Source organism: Kushneria indalinina DSM 14324, from assembly GCF_003385845.1.
GTDB classification, from domain to species: Bacteria; Pseudomonadota; Gammaproteobacteria; order Pseudomonadales; family Halomonadaceae; genus Kushneria; species Kushneria indalinina.
This window is the reverse complement of the sequence record NZ_QRDJ01000009.1, coordinates 90,905-106,855: the sequence shown is the minus strand read 5'-3', so window position 1 is coordinate 106,855 and position 15,951 is coordinate 90,905. Positions and strand designations below refer to the sequence as shown.

Here is a 15,951-nt window from a genome sequence, read left to right as displayed (position 1 = left end):
GAGGCAGAAAACATGCTGCATTCGATCATCAAGGTAGTGTCCGGCACCGGTACGCAGCTGCGTACCGGCTGGATGGTATTCAAGCATGCCTTCCACAAGCGCGAGACGGTCAACTATCCCGAAGAACTACCCTATCTGCCGCCGCGCTACCGCGGGCGCATCGTACTGACCCGCGACCCCGATGGCGAAGAGCGCTGCGTGGCCTGCAACCTGTGTGCGGTCGCCTGCCCGGTGGCCTGCATTTCGCTGCAGAAGGGTGAAAAGGACGATGGCCGCTGGTATCCGGAGTTCTTTCGCATCAATTTTTCCCGCTGCATCTTCTGCGGCATGTGCGAAGAAGCCTGTCCGACCTCGGCCATTCAGCTGACGCCCGATTTCGAGATGGGCGAGTACAACCGTCAGGAGCTGGTCTTTGAAAAGCGTGACCTGTTGATTTCGGGACCGGGCAAGGACCACAACTACAATTTCTATCGTGTCGCGGGACTGTCGGTGGCCGGCAAGCCCAAGGGCGCGGCGCAAAACGAGGCCGAGCCGGTCGACGTCAAAACGCTTCTGCCCTAGGGCGCAGCAGCATCGGGGAGTTTGCCGTGGAAATTGCTTTTTATCTGGCCGCACTGGTCGCCATCGTTGCCACCTTTCGCGTCATCACGCATACCAATGCCGTGCATGCGCTGCTGTATCTGATCATCTCGCTGATGGCGGTTGCAGTGGTGTTTTACAGTCTCGGTGCGCCCTTTGCCGCTGCCCTGGAAGTGATCGTCTACGCCGGGGCCATCATGGTGCTGTTCGTCTTTGTGGTCATGATGCTCAATCTGGGCAGTCAGACAGCCCATCAGGAGCGCAGCTGGCTGGCGCCGCGCATCTGGGTCGGCCCATCGATCATGGCGGCACTGCTGCTGGTAGTTCTGGTGTTCTCCTTCTGGCACGGCGGCGGTATCGGCACGATCTCCGGAGAAGAGCTCAGCGCCAAGGAGGTCGGCACTCAGATGTTCGGCCCCTACCTGCTGGCGGTAGAGCTGGCGGCCATGCTGCTGCTGGCGGCGCTGATCGCGGCGTCGCACATCGGGCGCAACGACGAGCCTCAACTCGAGCGTGACATGAACGAAAGCGTGCAGCGCGCACCGGCAGGCAATGATGAAGGGGGGCAGGCATGAGCGGCATACCACTGGAGCATGGCATGGCGCTGGCCGCCATCCTGTTTGTACTGGGGCTTGCGGGGCTGCTGGTACGACGCAACCTGCTGTTCATTCTGATGAGCCTTGAAATCATGATGAACGCGGCAGGGCTTGCCTTTATCGTGGCCGGCATGCACTGGGGCCAGCCCGACGGGCAGGTCATGTTCATTGCGATCATTACGCTGGCGGCGGCCGAGGCCAGTATCGGGCTGGGCTTTCTGATCCAGCTTCAGCGCCGTTTCAAAACGCTTGATATCGATGCAGCCAGCGAGATGAAAGGATGAATATACTGTTCCTGACTCCCCTTTTTCCGCTGCTGGGCGCGCTTGTCCTGGCATTCAATCCGCGCCTGCCCGACCGCATTGCCGGGCTGGTGGGCGTGGGCTCGATCGGTCTGGCGGCGCTGGTCATGGTCTGGCTCAACGTGACCTTTTATGGCGGTGCCAATGAGGGCGTGACCCAGACGCTGTGGCAGTGGGTGGCGGTGGAAGACTTCCGGATGGGCTTTTCGCTCTATCTCGATGGTCTGTCACTGACCATGGTCAGCATTATCACCGGCGTCGGCTTTCTGATTCATCTGTTCGCGGCCTGGTACATGCGCGAGGACCTTGAAGGCGGCCCCGGGTTTGCACGCTTTTTCGCCTACATGAACCTGTTCGTGTTCAGCATGCTGCTGCTGGTACTGGGCGATAACCTCTTTCTGCTCTATCTGGGCTGGGAAGGCGTGGGTCTTTGCAGCTATCTGCTGATCGGCTACTACTACGAGAACGAGAACAACGCTTGGTGCGCCTTCAAGGCCTTCATCGTGACCCGCATCGGTGACGTGTTCCTGGCCATCGGCATGTTCCTGCTCTTTGCCCAGTTCGGCACGCTCAACATTCAGGAGCTGTTGCGCCTGGCGCCCGAGGCCTGGGGCCGGGGCGATCTGATGGCAGAACTGGCAGCGCTGATGCTGCTCGGCGGCGCGGTGGGCAAATCGGCCCAGCTGCCGCTGCAGACCTGGCTTGCCGATGCGATGGCCGGCCCCACGCCGGTGTCGGCCCTGATTCACGCCGCCACCATGGTGACCGCCGGGGTCTATCTGATCGCCCGCACCCATGTGATCTTCGAGCTGGCGCCCATGACGCTCGGGCTGGTGGGCCTGATCGGCATGCTGACGCTGCTGGTCGCCGGGTTTGCCGCACTGGCGCAGACCGATATCAAGCGGGTACTGGCCTACTCCACCATGAGCCAGATCGGCTACATGTTTCTGGCACTGGGCGTGCAGGCCTGGGATGTGGCGATCTTCCACCTGATGACGCACGCCTTTTTCAAGGCGCTGCTGTTCCTGACCTCGGGCTCGGTCATCATCGCCTGCCACCACGAGCAGAACATCTTCAAGATGGGGGGCCTGCGTAAAACGCTCAAGCTGCCCTATGCCTGCTTCTTGATCGGGGGCGCGGCGCTGTCGGCGCTGCCGCTGATCTCGGCCGGTTTCTACTCCAAGGACGAGATCCTGTGGCTCGCCTTTGATCACGGCCATACCTGGCTGTGGCTCGGTGCGCTGTTCGGGGCGTTCCTGACGTCGGTGTATACCTTCCGCATGATCTTCATCGTGTTCCACGGGCGCGAGCAGATTCATCCGCATGCCGGGCAGGGTCTGGCCCACCATGTGCCGCTGATCGTGCTGGCGGTGCTGTCCACCTTTGTCGGGGCGATGATTCATCCGCCGCTGGAGAATGTGCTCCCGGCAGGCCCGGAAGGGCAGTTCGGCCACAGCGTGCAGCTGATGCTCGAGATCCTGGCCGCGGTCGTGGCCATCGTGGGCGTTGGCATTGCCGCCGGATTGTTCCTTGGCCGTCGCCGACTGGTGAGGTCGCTGGTACAGACCAAGGAAGGTGATCGGCTGTGGCGCTTTTTCAACAGTGCCTTTGCCTTCGACTGGCTCTATCACCGGGTGGTGGTCAGGCCGTTCCTGTTCATTGGCCGTCTGCATCGGCTTGACTGGGTCAATAGCCTGATGAACCTCTGGCCGGGACTGGCGCTCATGCTCAATGGGCTGTTGTCCGACACCCAGAGCGGGCGGCTGCGCTGGTATGCCGCGGTCATGACCGGTGGCGCCATTGCCACGCTATTGCTTCTGCTACTGCTATGAAGGGAGGTGACATGACCAGATCTTTTCAATGCAGGGCCGTTGCCTTGACGCGACAGGTTGCCGGTAATGGGGCTGCCCAGCTGCTCGTGCCCACTGTGCCCACAATAACGATCAAGGATGCGATCACGCCATGATGTTGCCCTGGCTACTACTCATACCCTTTATCGGGGGGCTGCTGTGCTGGCAGTTCGAGCTGATCAGGCCCAATACGGCCATGCCGCGCTGGATTGCGCTGCTCTCCATGGTACTGCTGCTGGTGATGGCGCTCTTTTTGTGGGTGAGCGGCGATTACAGCCTGTCGCAGGTCGTGGGCAATACGCCTGACTGGCAGAGTCAGTTCCAGCTGCCCTGGATCGATGCCTTTGGCATTACGTTCCATCTGGCGCTGGATGGCCTGTCGCTGATCATGATTACCCTGACCGGGCTTTTGGGGATCATGGCGGTGGTCTGCTCCTGGAAGGAGATCGATCGGCGCGTCGGCTTTTTCCACCTCAACCTGATGTGGGTCATCGGTGGCGTGGTCGGCGTGTTCCTGGCCATCGATCTCTTTCTGTTCTTCTTTTTCTGGGAAATGATGCTGGTGCCGATGTACTTCCTGATCGCCCTGTGGGGGCATGAATCGGAAGGCAAGTCACCGGTGTCGGCGGCCATCAAGTTCTTTATCTATACCCAGGCCTCGGGGCTTTTGATGCTGGTCTCCATTCTGGGGCTGGTGTTCATGCACTACACCCAGACCGGCGTGTTCTCCTTTGATTACGGCATTCTGCGCGAAACGCCGATCACCGGGGTCATGTCATGGGTATTAATGCTGGGCTTTTTCATTGCCTTTGCCGTCAAGCTGCCGGTGGTACCGCTGCATGGCTGGCTGCCGGATGCCCACGCCCAGGCACCGACCGCTGGCAGTGTGGATCTGGCCGGTATCCTGCTCAAGACGGCGGCCTATGGCCTATTGCGCTTTGCGCTGCCGCTGTTTCCGGAAACCTCGCAGGCCTTTGCGCCCATTGCCATGACGCTGGGGCTGGTCGGTATCTTTTACGGGGGCGTGCTGGCCTTTGCCCAGACCGACATCAAGCGTCTGATCGCCTGTTCCAGTATTTCTCACATGGGCTTTGTGCTGATCGGTATCTACTCCGGTACGCTGCTGGCGCTGCAGGGCGTCATTTTGCAGATGGTCGCGCATGCCTTCTCGGCGGCCGGCCTGTTCATGATCAGCGGCCAGCTCTACGAGCGCCTGCATACCCGTGACATGCGTCAGATGGGCGGGCTGTTCGGTCGGCTGGGGGCGCTGCCGGGCTTTGCCCTGGCCTTTGTCATGGCCTCACTGGGCATGCCGGGCACCGGTAACTTCATCGGCGAGTTTTTGATCCTGTTCGGTGCCTTTGATGTCGTGCCCTGGGTGGTCGTGATTGCCAGTGCCGGACTGGTGCTGTCAGCCATCTACTCGCTGATTTTAATGCACCGGGTCTATTGGGGGCCGCCGCGCGAGAAGACCACCATCGCGCGTCTTGATGGTCGGGAGTACGCCATGCTGCTGAGCACGCTGGTGCTGACCATCGCGCTGGGGCTTTATCCTCAGGTGGTGCTCGATATTTCGCAGGGCGCGATGCATGAAGTGCGTCACTGGTTTGCTGTTTCACCTTCGTTTGCGGGCTGAGCCGACATGAATCTGACCCTGTCACATCTGATCGCCCTGTTACCGCTTCTGATCGTCTGCGTCACGGTCATCGTTGTCATGCTGGGCATCGCCTGGCGTCGCCATCACGTGGTGACTGCCTCGCTGACCACGATCGGCCTCAACGCAGCCCTTGTCTCGCTTCTGGCAGTGCTGACCGTCACGCCGATTCGCGTGTCGCCGCTGCTTCTGGTCGATAACTATGCCGTGCTTTATATGGCATTGATCCTGATTGCGGGACTGGCCTCGACGACACTGGCGCATGCCTATCTGGAAGGCTTTGACGACCAGAAGGAAGAGTTCTATATGCTGCTGGGCTGCTCGGTTCTGGGCGGCCTGACCATGGTGGCCAGCGACCACATGCTGTCGCTGTTTTTTGGGCTCGAGCTTCTGAGCGTGCCGCTCTACGGCATGGCGGCCTACGCCTATCGTACCCGGCTGTCGCTGGAGTCGGGTATCAAGTACATGGTGCTGTCTGCGGCAGCCTCGGCCTTTCTGCTCTTTGGCATGGCGCTTTTGTATGCCGAATCGGGGTCGCTTGCCTTTGCCGATCTGGGGGCGCGTCTGACCGAAGGCGGCGGCCATGCCAGCTGGCTGTTGATGGGTATCGGCATGATGGTGATCGCGATGGCCTTCAAGCTGTCGCTGGTACCGTTTCATCTCTGGACCGCCGATGTTTATGAAGGCGCGCCGGCCCCGGTCACGGCCTTTCTGGCCACGGTCAGCAAGATTGCAGTCTTTGCGCTTTTGATGCGTCTGTTCATGAGTGCACCGGTGACCGACATCGCCAGCCTGCACACGATTGTGGCCATCATTGCCTTCCTGTCGATGATGGTCGGCAACCTGATGGCGCTGCGTCAGGACAACATCAAGCGGTTGATGGGCTACTCCTCCATCGGCCATCTGGGCTATCTGCTGACCGTGGTAGTGGCCAGCGATGATCTGGCGCTTCTGACCACCGGCATCTATCTGATCACCTATGTGGCGACCACGCTCGCCACCTTTGGCGTCATTGCGCTGGTGTCGAGCCCCTGGCAGGGCAGCGATGTGGCCTCCTTGAAGTTCTATCGAGGGCTGTTCTGGCGTCGCCCCTATCTGGCGGCGGTCATGACGGTGATGATGCTCTCGCTGGCCGGCATCCCGATGACGGCAGGCTTTATCGGCAAATTCTACGTGCTGGCGACCGGCGTGGAAGCACAGCTCTGGTGGCTGGTAGCCGGCGTCATCATCGGCAGTGCTCTCAGCCTCTACTACTATCTGCGCGTTATGGTCATGCTCTATCTGCACCCGACCGAGGAGGAGCAGTATGATGCCTCCAGCGACTGGGGGCAGCGTGCCGGCGGTATCATGGTCATTTTGCTGGCGCTGGCCGTGCTGGTACTGGGGATCTATCCGCAGCCGATGATCATGCTGGTCAGTAGTGCCATCCTGGGCTGAGATCTGTATGCCCGGTCATGTAAAAGCGCCTCATCCTTGCGGATGGGGCGCTTTTTCGTGTGGCGGCCCTACAGAAAACGCTGCCGGGAGCTAGCGCACGCTGTGCGGCGTGGTGCCGCCAAGCCTTGCAATGGAGATACTGCGCGCGCAGGGCAGCGGCAGGGTGACCTCCACGGCCAACGGCAGATGATCGGAATAAAGCGGCGGCAGCGCGCGCAGATGGTTCATTTTGAGCGCAGATGACACCACAATGTGATCCAGCGCACGGGTAGGCTGCCAGGCAGGGTAGCTGGGGATGCCACGGCCCTGTTCAAGAGACAGTGCGCGGGCAAAGCGCGGGTGCGATTTGAGCTTGTCGTGGGTACAGTTCAGATCACCCATGATGATGACGTTTTTAAGCGGGGCGACCAGCTCGCTGATGTAGTCGAGCTGAAGATTCTGGGTGCGTGTGCCCAGCGCCAGATGCAGCACGAACAGGTGCAGTGCTTCGGGGCCTTCGCCGAAACGGATGTGCATGGCGCCGCGCCCCTTGGGGCCGGGCAGGCGATGGTTGTCAGTATGACTGATGGCCAGACGGCTGAGCAGGCCATTGCTGTGCTTGGCAAAGCGTCCGAAATCGCGGTTGAGCTGCTGCGAAGCGTAGGGAAAGTCGGCCTGAGCGGCCAGATACTCCACGTGATTGACGTTGCTGGAGCGAAAGCTGCCGCCATCCACTTCCTGTAGTCCGACGAGGTCGAATTCCCGAAAGGTGTCGCACATCACATCGAGGCGACTGGATCGGCCGCGATGGGGCAGAAAATGCTGCCAGCTGCGCGTCACATAGTGGTGGTAGGCGTGGGTATGAATGCCGACCTGCATGTTGAAGGTGAGCAGTTTAAGAGACGTGATGCGTTCGCTTTGGCTATCGTCCTGCATTCAATCTTCCGGTTGGCAAGGCAGGAAGGCCCGATACGGTCGGTATCGGGCCACCGGCACATGAATCAGCGGGTGCCCTGTTCCTGTTCCTGGCGCGTTTTCTCGATCAGAGCTTCGGCGATGTCCGGCATGTTGTCCAGGCCGTTGGCCGAGCGCGGGGTAATGACGTACTGCCCGTTGACGATCAGTGCCGGGACACCCATGAGCTTGTAGGCCTTCATGCGGGCATTGGCCTGATTGAGCTGGCTTTTGACACCAAAGGAGCTGAGCGCCTTGAGGGCGTCATCCTTGCTGACGTCATAGTTGGTGAAGAACTCGGCAATCTCGTCGTCATCGGTCATGCGATGGCCGTCCTTCTGGATGGCGTCAAAGAAGTCGCGATGAAACTGTGTGTTGAAGATGCCCAGTTCCTGCGCCGCGTAGTAGGCGGTGGCGTGGCGCATCCAGACCTTGCCCATGGTGGCCGGCAGGCGCTCGAAGGTCACGTCATCGGGCAGAGTGTCGACCCACGCTTCCAGCGGCTCCTCGAGTTCGTAGCAGTGCGGGCAGCCATACCAGAACACTTCGGTGACACCGATCTGGCCTTCCGGCACATCGCTTGAGACCGGTTTGTCGAGAACCTCGTAGTCCTGACCGGCGACCGGTTCGGCCGCCATGGCCACGCCTGAAATACCGCAAACGGCAACGGCGGCCATCAGCCAGCGCGCGCCTGGAAAATGCTTCAACATCACAGTGTTACTCCCTGAACAGCAAATATGGTGTCAATGGTGCCTGAGCGCTGTTGTTATCAGCCTGTTATTCATCGTTACTTTGAACGCCCGACAGGCGAACGGTTCCCTGCTATCCTGGCAGACACGACCATGACTGACGAGCGAGGCGTCAGCCGGGGGTGTTACACTCGCCGCATTATCTCATCGTCGCCCATTGTCTCATCGTTGGAAATACCCCCATGTCGGATGTCATGCGTCATCACTTTCCGTCGGCCACGTTTTTGACCAGCGCCCCGCGGCTTGCCGACTGTCCGGCAGATACCGGGCTTGAAGTCGCCTTTGCCGGGCGCTCCAATGCCGGCAAGTCCAGCGCCATCAACACGCTGACCCACCAGAAGTCGCTGGCGCGTACGTCGAGAACGCCCGGGCGTACGCAGCTGATCAACTTTTTCACCGTGAATGATCCACAGTACCGGCTGGTTGACCTGCCAGGCTATGGCTATGCCAAGGTGCCGGAAGCCGTGCGTCGCGAGTGGCAGGAGCATCTGGCGCACTATCTGCGCGAGCGCCGCTCCCTGCAGGGCACGGTGCTGGTCATGGATATTCGCCATCCGCTGACCGAATTCGATCAGATGATGATGGGCTGGGCCGATGACAACGATATGCCGCTCCACATCCTGCTCACCAAGGCTGACAAGCTCAAGCGTGGCGCGGCCATGGGCGTTTTGTCGAAGGTGCGCCATCAGCTCAAGGAGTGGGAGGACCTGATCAGCGTGCAGCTTTTCTCGTCTCAGGACCGGGTGGGCGTGGAAGAGCTCAACGAGCGCCTTTGCCAGTGGCTCACGCCCGAAAAGCCATCGCAGGATCCGACCTGAGGCTGCAACGGGCCGGGCCGTCTAAAAGCTGTAGATCTGGCGGCCGGCAGGGTAGCGCATGCTCATCGAGGGTGCGGGCGTTTCTGGTTGGAGAGCGATGCCGGGCACCGGCCTGGTCTGCATCGGCAGGGCGTCACGCCCTGTCCGGTCCGGATCAAACAGCATGGGCTGTGACTGCCCCTGATCGCCGTCGAACTGCAAAAGGGCAGAGGCCTGCCGCTGCTGGCCCGGATACTGAAGGAGCGGGCCATGAGTGAGGCCCGTGTCACTCGACAGCGACGCCTGGTTGTCCGACATGGGCAGGGCAATCACCAGTGCCATGGCACAGAGCACCAGCGTAATGCTGAGGATATCGAGAGGACGCATGATCCGAAGAGCCTATCAGGGTCGATGAAAAAGGGATGAACACCCACGTCAGGCAGTCATTATGGTCGACAGGGACATATCATCATGCCCCGTCAACCACTGTAAAAAGCGTGCTTATTATTTCATGTCCTAATAATAGGCGAGTGTTTTAAAAGGTAACTGAATTTTTCCAACTTTTTGTTGTCATCGGTGCTCATGGTGTGATGACTCAAGTTCCGCCAGCAGCGCTTCAAGCTCACGAATGTGGCCCAAGCGATGAATGCCGGCCGGCGCGTGATCGGGCAGCCCCGTGTTTTTGGCATCAATCCAGGCCGCATGCATGCCCAGGCGCTGTGCCGGCAGCGCATCCTCGGTCCATGAGTCGCCCACGTGTACCGTTTCGCTCGGGGATGCCATGCCAAGCCGGGCCATGGCCGACAGAAAACAGCGGGCATCGGGCTTGGGCGCCAGCGCCACCCCGGCCTTGATGATCACGTCGAAGTGCTCGGCGATGACCAGCCGTTCCAGATCCACGTTGCCGTTGGTGATCGCCCCCAGGCGCACCCCGCGAGCGCGAAGCCCCTCCAGCATGGCCGGTACCTCTTCAAAGAGGGTGACATCGTGGCGCAGCGTCAGCATGTGCTCGATGGTGTCATCGGCCCAGCGGCGCGCCTCCTCCTCGGCCAGACCGAATTCGGTCAGCATGTCGGTCAGGGTCCTGCGGCGCAGCCAGGTGAAATCTCCCCGATACAGCGGATTTTCCTGTGCCAGCGCCATGCGCCGACGCTGATACTCCTCCAGCGGGAAATGCGCGGCATGGCCGATCTGCTCATCGAGCCATTGATAGTGGCCGGGTTCGACCGCGGCCATCACCGGGCCGTTGTCCCAGAAGGTGTCGTCGAGATCGAAAGTGATGGCCTTGATCATGAGGGCGTGTCCTGATTGTCCGAGGTCCTGGAAGAAGATAAATCGTCGGAAGAAGATACGTTGCTGGCAGAGGAGGCAGTGCGAGCGGCACCGGGCTTTCGATGCGCCCGCGGATGGGCGCGATCAAAGGTCTCGGCCAGATGCTGCCAGTCCAGTCGCGTGTAGACCTGGGTGGTGGAGAGATGGGCATGGCCGAGAAGCTCCTGGACGGCACGCAGGTCCTGGCTGGATTCCAGCAGATGGCTGGCAAAGCTGTGGCGCAGCCGGTGAGGGTGCAGGTGCTCGGGCAGCCCACGCGCTCGCCCCAGATGGGCCATGCGCAGTTGAATGGCGCGGTGCCCCAGCCGCTGGCCGCGGGTGCCGACAAACAGTGCCGGCTCATGGGGGCCTGCCAGCATGCCCCGCACGTCCAGCCAGGCGGCCAGCGCCGTGGCCGCGCGGCGCCCGATGGGGACCTGGCGCGGTTTGTCCCCCTTGCCGCGTACCCGTGCGCGGTGGGCGTCGATATCCCCCAGGTCGATGCCGGCCAGCTCTGCCAGGCGCAGGCCGCTGGAGTAACACAGCTCCAGCATGGCCTGATCGCGCCGCGCCAGCGGCGAATCGTCGTGAGGGGTGTCGAGAAACTGTCCCAGCACATCGACATCGACCGGTCGCGGCAGATGACGCGGCATTTTGGGCGTATCCAGCAGCCGGGCGGGATTGTGGCCCATAAGATGGTGTTCGATCAGCAGATCACAGAAGCGGCGGATGGCCGCCTGACGCCGTGCCAGGCTGCGCGCCGCCAGACCGCGGGTGCGCTCGCGGCCCAGAAAGCGGCGCAGATGATGAATGTCGAGCGCGTCCCACGACGTAATCTCCTCGCGGTCCATGAACGCCATCAGCGCCGTCAGGTCACGGCGATAGGCATCCACCGTGGCGGGGCTGTGCCGATGGCGCAGGCGTTCGATGAAGGTATCGACCAGCGGCTGGAGTGTACTCATGACGGGGTCCTCAGCAGAAGACGGGCCATGACCTCGCCCAGCCAGGTCATGTTCTCTGCCGCCATGATCCACGGCGGTGAAGTCTCGCCCGGATGAGCCAGCACCAGATAGCCATGGCGTTCGCCCAGTGCCAGCCGGGTGACGGCGCAGCGACCACCGCTCAGGTACGTGCCGGGCAGCACCCGAGGGGCGCTGGCAGCGTCCAGGGTCAGGCAGTCACTAGCACCGGAGAGGTGTGACGTAAACCACTGGTCGGTGGACTCATTGAGGGCGTAGGTCGGCGGTTGCGGCCACTCGCCGGGGGAGAGCTGTCGCCACAGGGCCATGTGGTGCACGTCAAAGCGCTCGCCCAGCTCGGCAGTCAGGGTCTGCGTCAGCGCGTCACGGCTCTCGGCCTGCAGCAGCGACAGGGTCAGGGCACGCATGGCTCCGGCCTGCTGGTCATACTGGCGCGCCGCGTTCAACAGCGCCTGGTGCTGCCCCTCGGCCTTGTCGGTGCGCGCTCTGAGGGTCGCAATCAGGCGTTCGACCAGCGACACGGCACCGCCGGTCTGGGGATGAGAAAACTGCAGCGACGCCAGAAGCGCTTCGCGGCCTTCAAAGAAATCGGGGTGGCGTGAAAGCCAGTCGCTGACCTGATCGGCGTCAAGTGTTTCGGCGCGCTGGCGGTCAGGCGCGCTACGGTCATCCGTCATGTCATCTCCCGAGGGGCTGGGCTATACAACGCCGGGCTAAACAACCACGCGGCCGTCGAAGACGCGTTCGGCGGGGCCGGTCATGATGACCGACTGCCCCGAGCCCGCCCATTCGATACTCAGGGCGCCCCCGGGCAGGGCCACATCCACGTGCTGATCCAGCAGGCCGCGACGGATGCCGCTGACCACCGCAGCGCAGGCGCCGGTGCCGCAGGCCAGGGTCTCGCCCACGCCGCGTTCGAAGACGCGCAGGCGTACGCTCTGGCGCGATATGACCTCCATGAAGCCCACGTTGACGCGTTTCGGAAAGCGTGGATGCGCCTCGATCAGCGGCCCGAGCGTGGCGACGGGGGCGTCATCGATACTTGCGACATCGATGACGGCATGGGGGTTGCCCATCGACAGAGCGTCCAGATGGATCGTCTGTCCGTCGACGTCCAGGGCGTAGTCATGGCTCTGGGCGTCGGCGGTCAGCGGGATCTCGTCCGGAGCAAAGCGGGGCGCGCCCATGTCGACCCGGACCCGGCCGTCGTCGGCCACCTTCAGCAGCAGATTGCCGCCGGCGGTCTGTACGGCGATCTCGCGCCGGGCGGTGAGCTTTTGATCCAGCACAAAGCGGGCAAAGCAGCGCGCGCCGTTGCCGCAGTTTTCCACCTCGCTGCCGTCGGCATTGAAGATGCGGTAGCGAAAGTCCATGTCCGGGCGCGACGGGGGCTCGACCAGCAACAGCTGGTCAAAGCCGATGCCGAAGCGACGATCGGCCAGGGCGCGAATGCGCTCGCTGTCCAGCCGCGCGCGCTGGGTGACCAGATCGATCACCATGAAGTCGTTGCCCAGCCCGTGCATCTTGGTGAAATGCAGCATCATGAGGCGTGATTTCCCTGCGGCGCGATGGCCGTCTCGGGCAGCAGCGCCTCGCCGGCCCAGAGCGCGGCCAGCGGCTCGCGTTCACGCACCAGGTGCATCTGATCGCCGACCACCATCACCTCCGGCGGTCGCGCCCGGGTGTTGTAGTTCGAGGCCATCACGAAGCCGTAGGCGCCGGCGGAGTGCACCGCCAGCAGATCGTTCGGGGCGATGGCCAGCTCGCGGTCCTTGCCCAGGTAGTCGCCGGACTCACAGACCGGGCCGACGATATCCCAGCGCTTCGTCTCACGCGCTTCGCGCCGGTCCACGCCGGTGATGTTCTGCCAGGCCTGATAGAGCGTGGGCCGGATCAGATCGTTCATGGCCGCATCGACGATGGCGAAGTTTTTCGCCTCGCCGGGTTTTAAATACTCGACCCGGGTCAGCAAAACGCCGGCGTTGGCGGCGATCGAGCGGCCGGGTTCGAAAATGAGCTCGACCTCACGGCTGCCGATGCGCTGGCGCAGCGCGGCGATATAGTCCGCCACCGGCGGCGGTGTCTCGCCGGCATAATCCACGCCCAGGCCGCCACCCAGATCCAGATGATCGATGTGGATGCCCTGCTCACCCAGCCGGTCATAAAGCGCCAGCAGGCGATCCAGCGCATCCAGGAAGGGCGAGAGCTCGGTGAGCTGGGAGCCGATATGGCAGTCGATGCCCACCGGATGGACGTGGGCCAGCTCGGCGGCGCGCTGATAGACGCGCTCGGCATCGGCAATGGCGATACCGAACTTGTTGTCCTTGAGCCCGGTGGAGATGTAGGGATGGGTGCGGGCATCGACATCCGGATTGACCCGAATGGAGATCGCCGCCACCTGACCGCAACGTTCGGCCACCTGGTTCAGGCGCTCAAGCTCGGCCTCGGATTCCACGTTGAAGCACTTGATGCCCACTTCCAGCGCGCGTGCCATCTCATCAATGCGCTTGCCGACACCGGAAAAGACCACTCGGCCCGGGTCGCCCCCGGCGGCCAGTACCCGTTCGAGCTCGCCGATCGAGACGATGTCAAAGCCGGCCCCCAGCCGCGCCAGCAGGTTGAGCACGGCCAGATTCGAGTTGGTCTTGAGGGCGTAGCAGATCAGGTGTGGCGTCCCTTCAAGCGGGCGAGCGTAGTCGAGAAAGTGCTGACGAAAGGCCGCTGCGGAGTAGATATAACAGGGCGTGCCAAAGCGTTCGGCAATGCTTGAAAGCGGCAGTTGCTCGACGTGGAGCTGCTCATCGTGCCAGACAAAGTGCGTGCTCATGTGCCCCCCTGAGCCGGTGCTGCCGGTGCCTCGGTCGAGGCCGCGCCGCCAATCGTGCCGCCCGTGGTGGTCTCGGGGCGGCTGTTGCCCTCGGGAACGCTTACCGCGCCGCCCTGGCTCTCGCTGCCGGCGCCGCCGGTGCTGATGCCGTCGCTGGTCGACTGCGACGTGCGATCGGCATCATCGTTTTGCCGGACGTCGCCCTGTTGAACGTCACCCTGCTGGACGCCACCTTGTTGAGCGTCGTCCTGTTGAACGTCGTCCTGTTGAACGTCGTCCTGTTGATAGGCGCCCTGCGGATCGTAGCGCTCGCTGGACTGCTCGTCACCGGGCATGTAGAGCGGGCCGGTCTGGCCGCAGCCGGCCAGCACCAGAGTGGCCAGCATGGCGGGTATCAGGCGGTTCATTGCGCATGATCCTCATGGTTGTGGGCGTGTCGCGGCAGTGCGGCCAGCGCCTCGCGGGCACGTTGTGCGGCGGCGCGCACCTGATCGGGGGCGGTGCCGCCGATGTGGTTGCGGGCAGCCACCGAGCCTTCCAGGGTCAGCACCTCGAAGATGTCGTCACCGATGTGATCCGAGAAACGCTGAAGTTCGTCGAGCGTCATTTCGGAAAGATCGCGACCCTCTTCAATGCCGAAGGCGACCGCCTTGCCGACAATTTCGTGGGCATCGCGGAAGGCCACGCCCTGACGCACCAGATAATCGGCGAGATCCGTGGCGGTGGCGAAGCCGCGCCTTGCCGCCTCATGCATGTTGTCGCTTTTGGCGCGAATTGCCGGAATCATGTCGCCAAAGGCGCGCAGGGAACCAAGCACGGTGTCGAGCGTGTCAAACAGCGGCTCCTTGTCTTCCTGGTTGTCCTTGTTATAGGCCAGCGGCTGGGACTTCATCAGGGTCAGAAGGCTCATCATGTGGCCATAGACGCGCCCGGTCTTGCCACGCACCAGCTCGGGTACGTCGGGGTTTTTCTTCTGCGGCATGATCGAGGAGCCGGTGCAGAAACGATCCGGCAGGTCGATGAAATCAAACTGGGCGCTGGTCCAGAGCACCAGCTCTTCGCTCATGCGCGACAGGTGCATCATCAACAGGCTGGCAAAGGCGGTGAACTCGATGGCGAAGTCGCGATCGCTGACCGCATCCAGCGAGTTCTCGGCCGGACGGTCAAAGCCCAGCAGCTCGGCCGTGACGTGACGGTCGATCGGATAGGTCGTGCCGGCCAGCGCTGCGGCGCCCAGCGGCATGATGTTGACCCGCTTGCGCGCATCCAGCAGGCGCTCCTGATCGCGGGCGATCATCTCCTGCCAGGCCAGCAGATGGTGGCCGAAGGTGACGGGCTGGGCGCTCTGCAGGTGGGTAAAGCCCGGCATGATGGTGTCGGCCTCGGCGTCAGCCAGCTCGATCAGGCCCTGTCGCAGGCGTGAGAGCTCGCTTGAGACGGCGTCGATGCCATCGCGCAGGTACAGGCGAATATCGGTGGCGATCTGGTCATTGCGTGAACGTCCGGTGTGCAGTTTCTTGCCGACAATGCCGATGCGGTCGGTCAGGCGCGCCTCGATGTTCATGTGGATGTCTTCAAGCGCCACGGACCATTCGATCTCGCCGCGCTCGATCTCGGCCTCGATCTGCTGCAGGCCGTCAACGATGGCGTCACGCTCATCAATGGTCAGAACCCCCACCCGCGCCAGCATGGTGGCGTGGGCGATGGAGCCCCGGATGTCGTGATGATAAAGGCGCTGGTCGAAGCCGATGGAGGCGGTAAAGGCCGCCACAAAGGCGTCGGTCGGCTCGCTGAAGCGACCGCCCCAGGATTGATTGGTGGTTTGCGTCATCTGCTGGCGATCCTGCATCGAAAGGGTCGGGACCGGGAGGCCGGCATGTTACCGCCTCCATGGGCGGGTCAGTGTAACAAGAAGTCGATGGTCTGTCGGCACGCC

Annotated in this window: 17 protein-coding genes; 7 read left to right on the top strand and 10 right to left on the bottom strand. The window is 62.4% G+C overall.

Going from position 1 to position 15,951, the window contains the following annotated elements; all coding sequences use genetic code 11:
• The first annotated feature begins 12 nt into the window (after nt 1-12).
• The 6 genes from nuoI to nuoN all read left to right on the top strand — a co-directional run bounded on the left by nuoI (nt 13) and on the right by nuoN (nt 6,418).
• Complete coding sequence (nuoI, locus tag C8D72_RS14855; RefSeq protein ID WP_115855237.1) at nt 13-561, top strand: NADH-quinone oxidoreductase subunit NuoI; 549 nt, start codon at nt 13-15, stop codon at nt 559-561.
• A gap of 26 nt (nt 562-587) precedes the next feature.
• Nucleotides 588-1,154 carry an NADH-quinone oxidoreductase subunit J gene (gene nuoJ, locus C8D72_RS14850; protein WP_115855236.1) on the top strand — a complete coding sequence of 189 codons (567 nt, stop codon included), beginning with the start codon at nt 588-590 and terminating at the stop codon, nt 1,152-1,154.
• On the top strand, nt 1,151-1,459 hold the full coding sequence (gene nuoK / locus C8D72_RS14845) for an NADH-quinone oxidoreductase subunit NuoK (RefSeq protein WP_115855235.1): 309 nt from the start codon (nt 1,151-1,153) through the stop codon (nt 1,457-1,459). Before nuoJ ends, nuoK begins: the two co-directional genes overlap by 4 nt.
• Nucleotides 1,456-3,309 (top strand): NADH-quinone oxidoreductase subunit L, encoded by a 1,854-nt coding sequence (nuoL, locus tag C8D72_RS14840; protein ID WP_115855234.1) that lies wholly within the window; start codon nt 1,456-1,458, stop codon nt 3,307-3,309. Before nuoK ends, nuoL begins: the two co-directional genes overlap by 4 nt.
• 130 nt (nt 3,310-3,439) lie before the next feature.
• The gene (gene nuoM / locus C8D72_RS14835) at nt 3,440-4,963 is read left to right on the top strand and encodes an NADH-quinone oxidoreductase subunit M (protein WP_115855233.1); all 1,524 of its coding nucleotides are present in this window, start codon (nt 3,440-3,442) and stop codon (nt 4,961-4,963) included.
• A 6-nt stretch (nt 4,964-4,969) separates the two neighbouring features.
• Entirely contained in the window at nt 4,970-6,418 is a 1,449-nt protein-coding gene (gene nuoN / locus C8D72_RS14830; protein WP_115855232.1) for an NADH-quinone oxidoreductase subunit NuoN, read from the top strand.
• A 90-nt stretch (nt 6,419-6,508) separates the two neighbouring features.
• On the opposite strand, the gene C8D72_RS14825 is transcribed toward nuoN, so the two are convergent.
• Entirely contained in the window at nt 6,509-7,333 is an 825-nt protein-coding gene (locus C8D72_RS14825) for an endonuclease/exonuclease/phosphatase family protein (protein WP_115855231.1), read from the bottom strand.
• Nucleotides 7,334-7,398: 65 nt separating this feature from the next.
• Nucleotides 7,399-8,061, bottom strand: coding sequence for a thiol:disulfide interchange protein DsbA/DsbL (locus tag C8D72_RS14820; RefSeq protein WP_115855230.1), 663 nt, complete (start codon nt 8,059-8,061; stop codon nt 7,399-7,401).
• Between the two features lie 221 nt (nt 8,062-8,282).
• Between C8D72_RS14820 and yihA the strand changes: the two genes are divergently transcribed.
• Nucleotides 8,283-8,918 carry a ribosome biogenesis GTP-binding protein YihA/YsxC gene (yihA, locus tag C8D72_RS14815; RefSeq protein ID WP_115855229.1) on the top strand — a complete coding sequence of 212 codons (636 nt, stop codon included), beginning with the start codon at nt 8,283-8,285 and terminating at the stop codon, nt 8,916-8,918.
• A gap of 21 nt (nt 8,919-8,939) precedes the next feature.
• Here the strand turns inward: yihA and C8D72_RS14810 are convergent, their stop codons facing one another.
• From C8D72_RS14810 to argH, 8 genes are all read right to left on the bottom strand, one after another.
• Nucleotides 8,940-9,284: a hypothetical protein gene (locus tag C8D72_RS14810; RefSeq protein ID WP_115855228.1), complete on the bottom strand. Its 345-nt coding sequence runs from the start codon at nt 9,282-9,284 to the stop codon at nt 8,940-8,942.
• 183 nt (nt 9,285-9,467) lie between these two features.
• Nucleotides 9,468-10,190, bottom strand: a complete 723-nt coding sequence (locus tag C8D72_RS14805) for an HAD family hydrolase (protein WP_115855227.1) — start codon at nt 10,188-10,190, stop codon at nt 9,468-9,470.
• Nucleotides 10,187-11,170, bottom strand: coding sequence for a tyrosine recombinase XerC (locus C8D72_RS14800; protein ID WP_115855226.1), 984 nt, complete (start codon nt 11,168-11,170; stop codon nt 10,187-10,189). The genes C8D72_RS14805 and C8D72_RS14800 overlap by 4 nt, the downstream gene beginning before the upstream one ends.
• On the bottom strand, nt 11,167-11,865 hold the full coding sequence (locus C8D72_RS14795; RefSeq protein ID WP_115855225.1) for a DUF484 family protein: 699 nt from the start codon (nt 11,863-11,865) through the stop codon (nt 11,167-11,169). The genes C8D72_RS14800 and C8D72_RS14795 overlap by 4 nt, the downstream gene beginning before the upstream one ends.
• A gap of 36 nt (nt 11,866-11,901) precedes the next feature.
• Entirely contained in the window at nt 11,902-12,732 is an 831-nt protein-coding gene (dapF, locus tag C8D72_RS14790; protein ID WP_115855224.1) for a diaminopimelate epimerase, read from the bottom strand.
• Nucleotides 12,729-14,015 (bottom strand): diaminopimelate decarboxylase, encoded by a 1,287-nt coding sequence (lysA, locus tag C8D72_RS14785; protein ID WP_115855223.1) that lies wholly within the window; start codon nt 14,013-14,015, stop codon nt 12,729-12,731. Before lysA ends, dapF begins: the two co-directional genes overlap by 4 nt.
• On the bottom strand, nt 14,012-14,422 hold the full coding sequence (lptM, locus tag C8D72_RS17860; RefSeq protein ID WP_115855222.1) for an LPS translocon maturation chaperone LptM: 411 nt from the start codon (nt 14,420-14,422) through the stop codon (nt 14,012-14,014). The genes lysA and lptM overlap by 4 nt, the downstream gene beginning before the upstream one ends.
• Nucleotides 14,419-15,846, bottom strand: a complete 1,428-nt coding sequence (argH, locus tag C8D72_RS14775; RefSeq protein ID WP_115855221.1) for an argininosuccinate lyase — start codon at nt 15,844-15,846, stop codon at nt 14,419-14,421. The genes lptM and argH overlap by 4 nt, the downstream gene beginning before the upstream one ends.
• Between the last annotated feature and the right edge of the window lie 105 nt (nt 15,847-15,951).

Bases quoted from the DNA above. Each gene is read 5' to 3' on its own strand.
- nuoI (WP_115855237.1), top strand. From the start codon at position 13: ATGCTGCATTCGATCATCAAGGTAGTGTCCGGCACCGGTACGCAGCTG.
- nuoK (WP_115855235.1), top strand. From the start codon at position 1,151: ATGAGCGGCATACCACTGGAGCATGGCATGGCGCTGGCCGCCATCCTG.
- nuoL (WP_115855234.1), top strand. From the start codon at position 1,456: ATGAATATACTGTTCCTGACTCCCCTTTTTCCGCTGCTGGGCGCGCTT.
- nuoM (WP_115855233.1), top strand. From the start codon at position 3,440: ATGATGTTGCCCTGGCTACTACTCATACCCTTTATCGGGGGGCTGCTG.
- nuoN (WP_115855232.1), top strand. From the start codon at position 4,970: ATGAATCTGACCCTGTCACATCTGATCGCCCTGTTACCGCTTCTGATC.
- C8D72_RS14825 (WP_115855231.1), bottom strand. From the start codon at position 7,333: ATGCAGGACGATAGCCAAAGCGAACGCATCACGTCTCTTAAACTGCTC.
- C8D72_RS14820 (WP_115855230.1), bottom strand. From the start codon at position 8,061: ATGTTGAAGCATTTTCCAGGCGCGCGCTGGCTGATGGCCGCCGTTGCC.
- yihA (WP_115855229.1), top strand. From the start codon at position 8,283: ATGTCGGATGTCATGCGTCATCACTTTCCGTCGGCCACGTTTTTGACC.
- C8D72_RS14810 (WP_115855228.1), bottom strand. From the start codon at position 9,284: ATGCGTCCTCTCGATATCCTCAGCATTACGCTGGTGCTCTGTGCCATG.
- C8D72_RS14805 (WP_115855227.1), bottom strand. From the start codon at position 10,190: ATGATCAAGGCCATCACTTTCGATCTCGACGACACCTTCTGGGACAAC.
- C8D72_RS14800 (WP_115855226.1), bottom strand. From the start codon at position 11,170: ATGAGTACACTCCAGCCGCTGGTCGATACCTTCATCGAACGCCTGCGC.
- C8D72_RS14795 (WP_115855225.1), bottom strand. From the start codon at position 11,865: ATGACGGATGACCGTAGCGCGCCTGACCGCCAGCGCGCCGAAACACTT.
- dapF (WP_115855224.1), bottom strand. From the start codon at position 12,732: ATGATGCTGCATTTCACCAAGATGCACGGGCTGGGCAACGACTTCATG.
- lysA (WP_115855223.1), bottom strand. From the start codon at position 14,015: ATGAGCACGCACTTTGTCTGGCACGATGAGCAGCTCCACGTCGAGCAA.
- lptM (WP_115855222.1), bottom strand. From the start codon at position 14,422: ATGAACCGCCTGATACCCGCCATGCTGGCCACTCTGGTGCTGGCCGGC.
- argH (WP_115855221.1), bottom strand. From the start codon at position 15,846: ATGACGCAAACCACCAATCAATCCTGGGGCGGTCGCTTCAGCGAGCCG.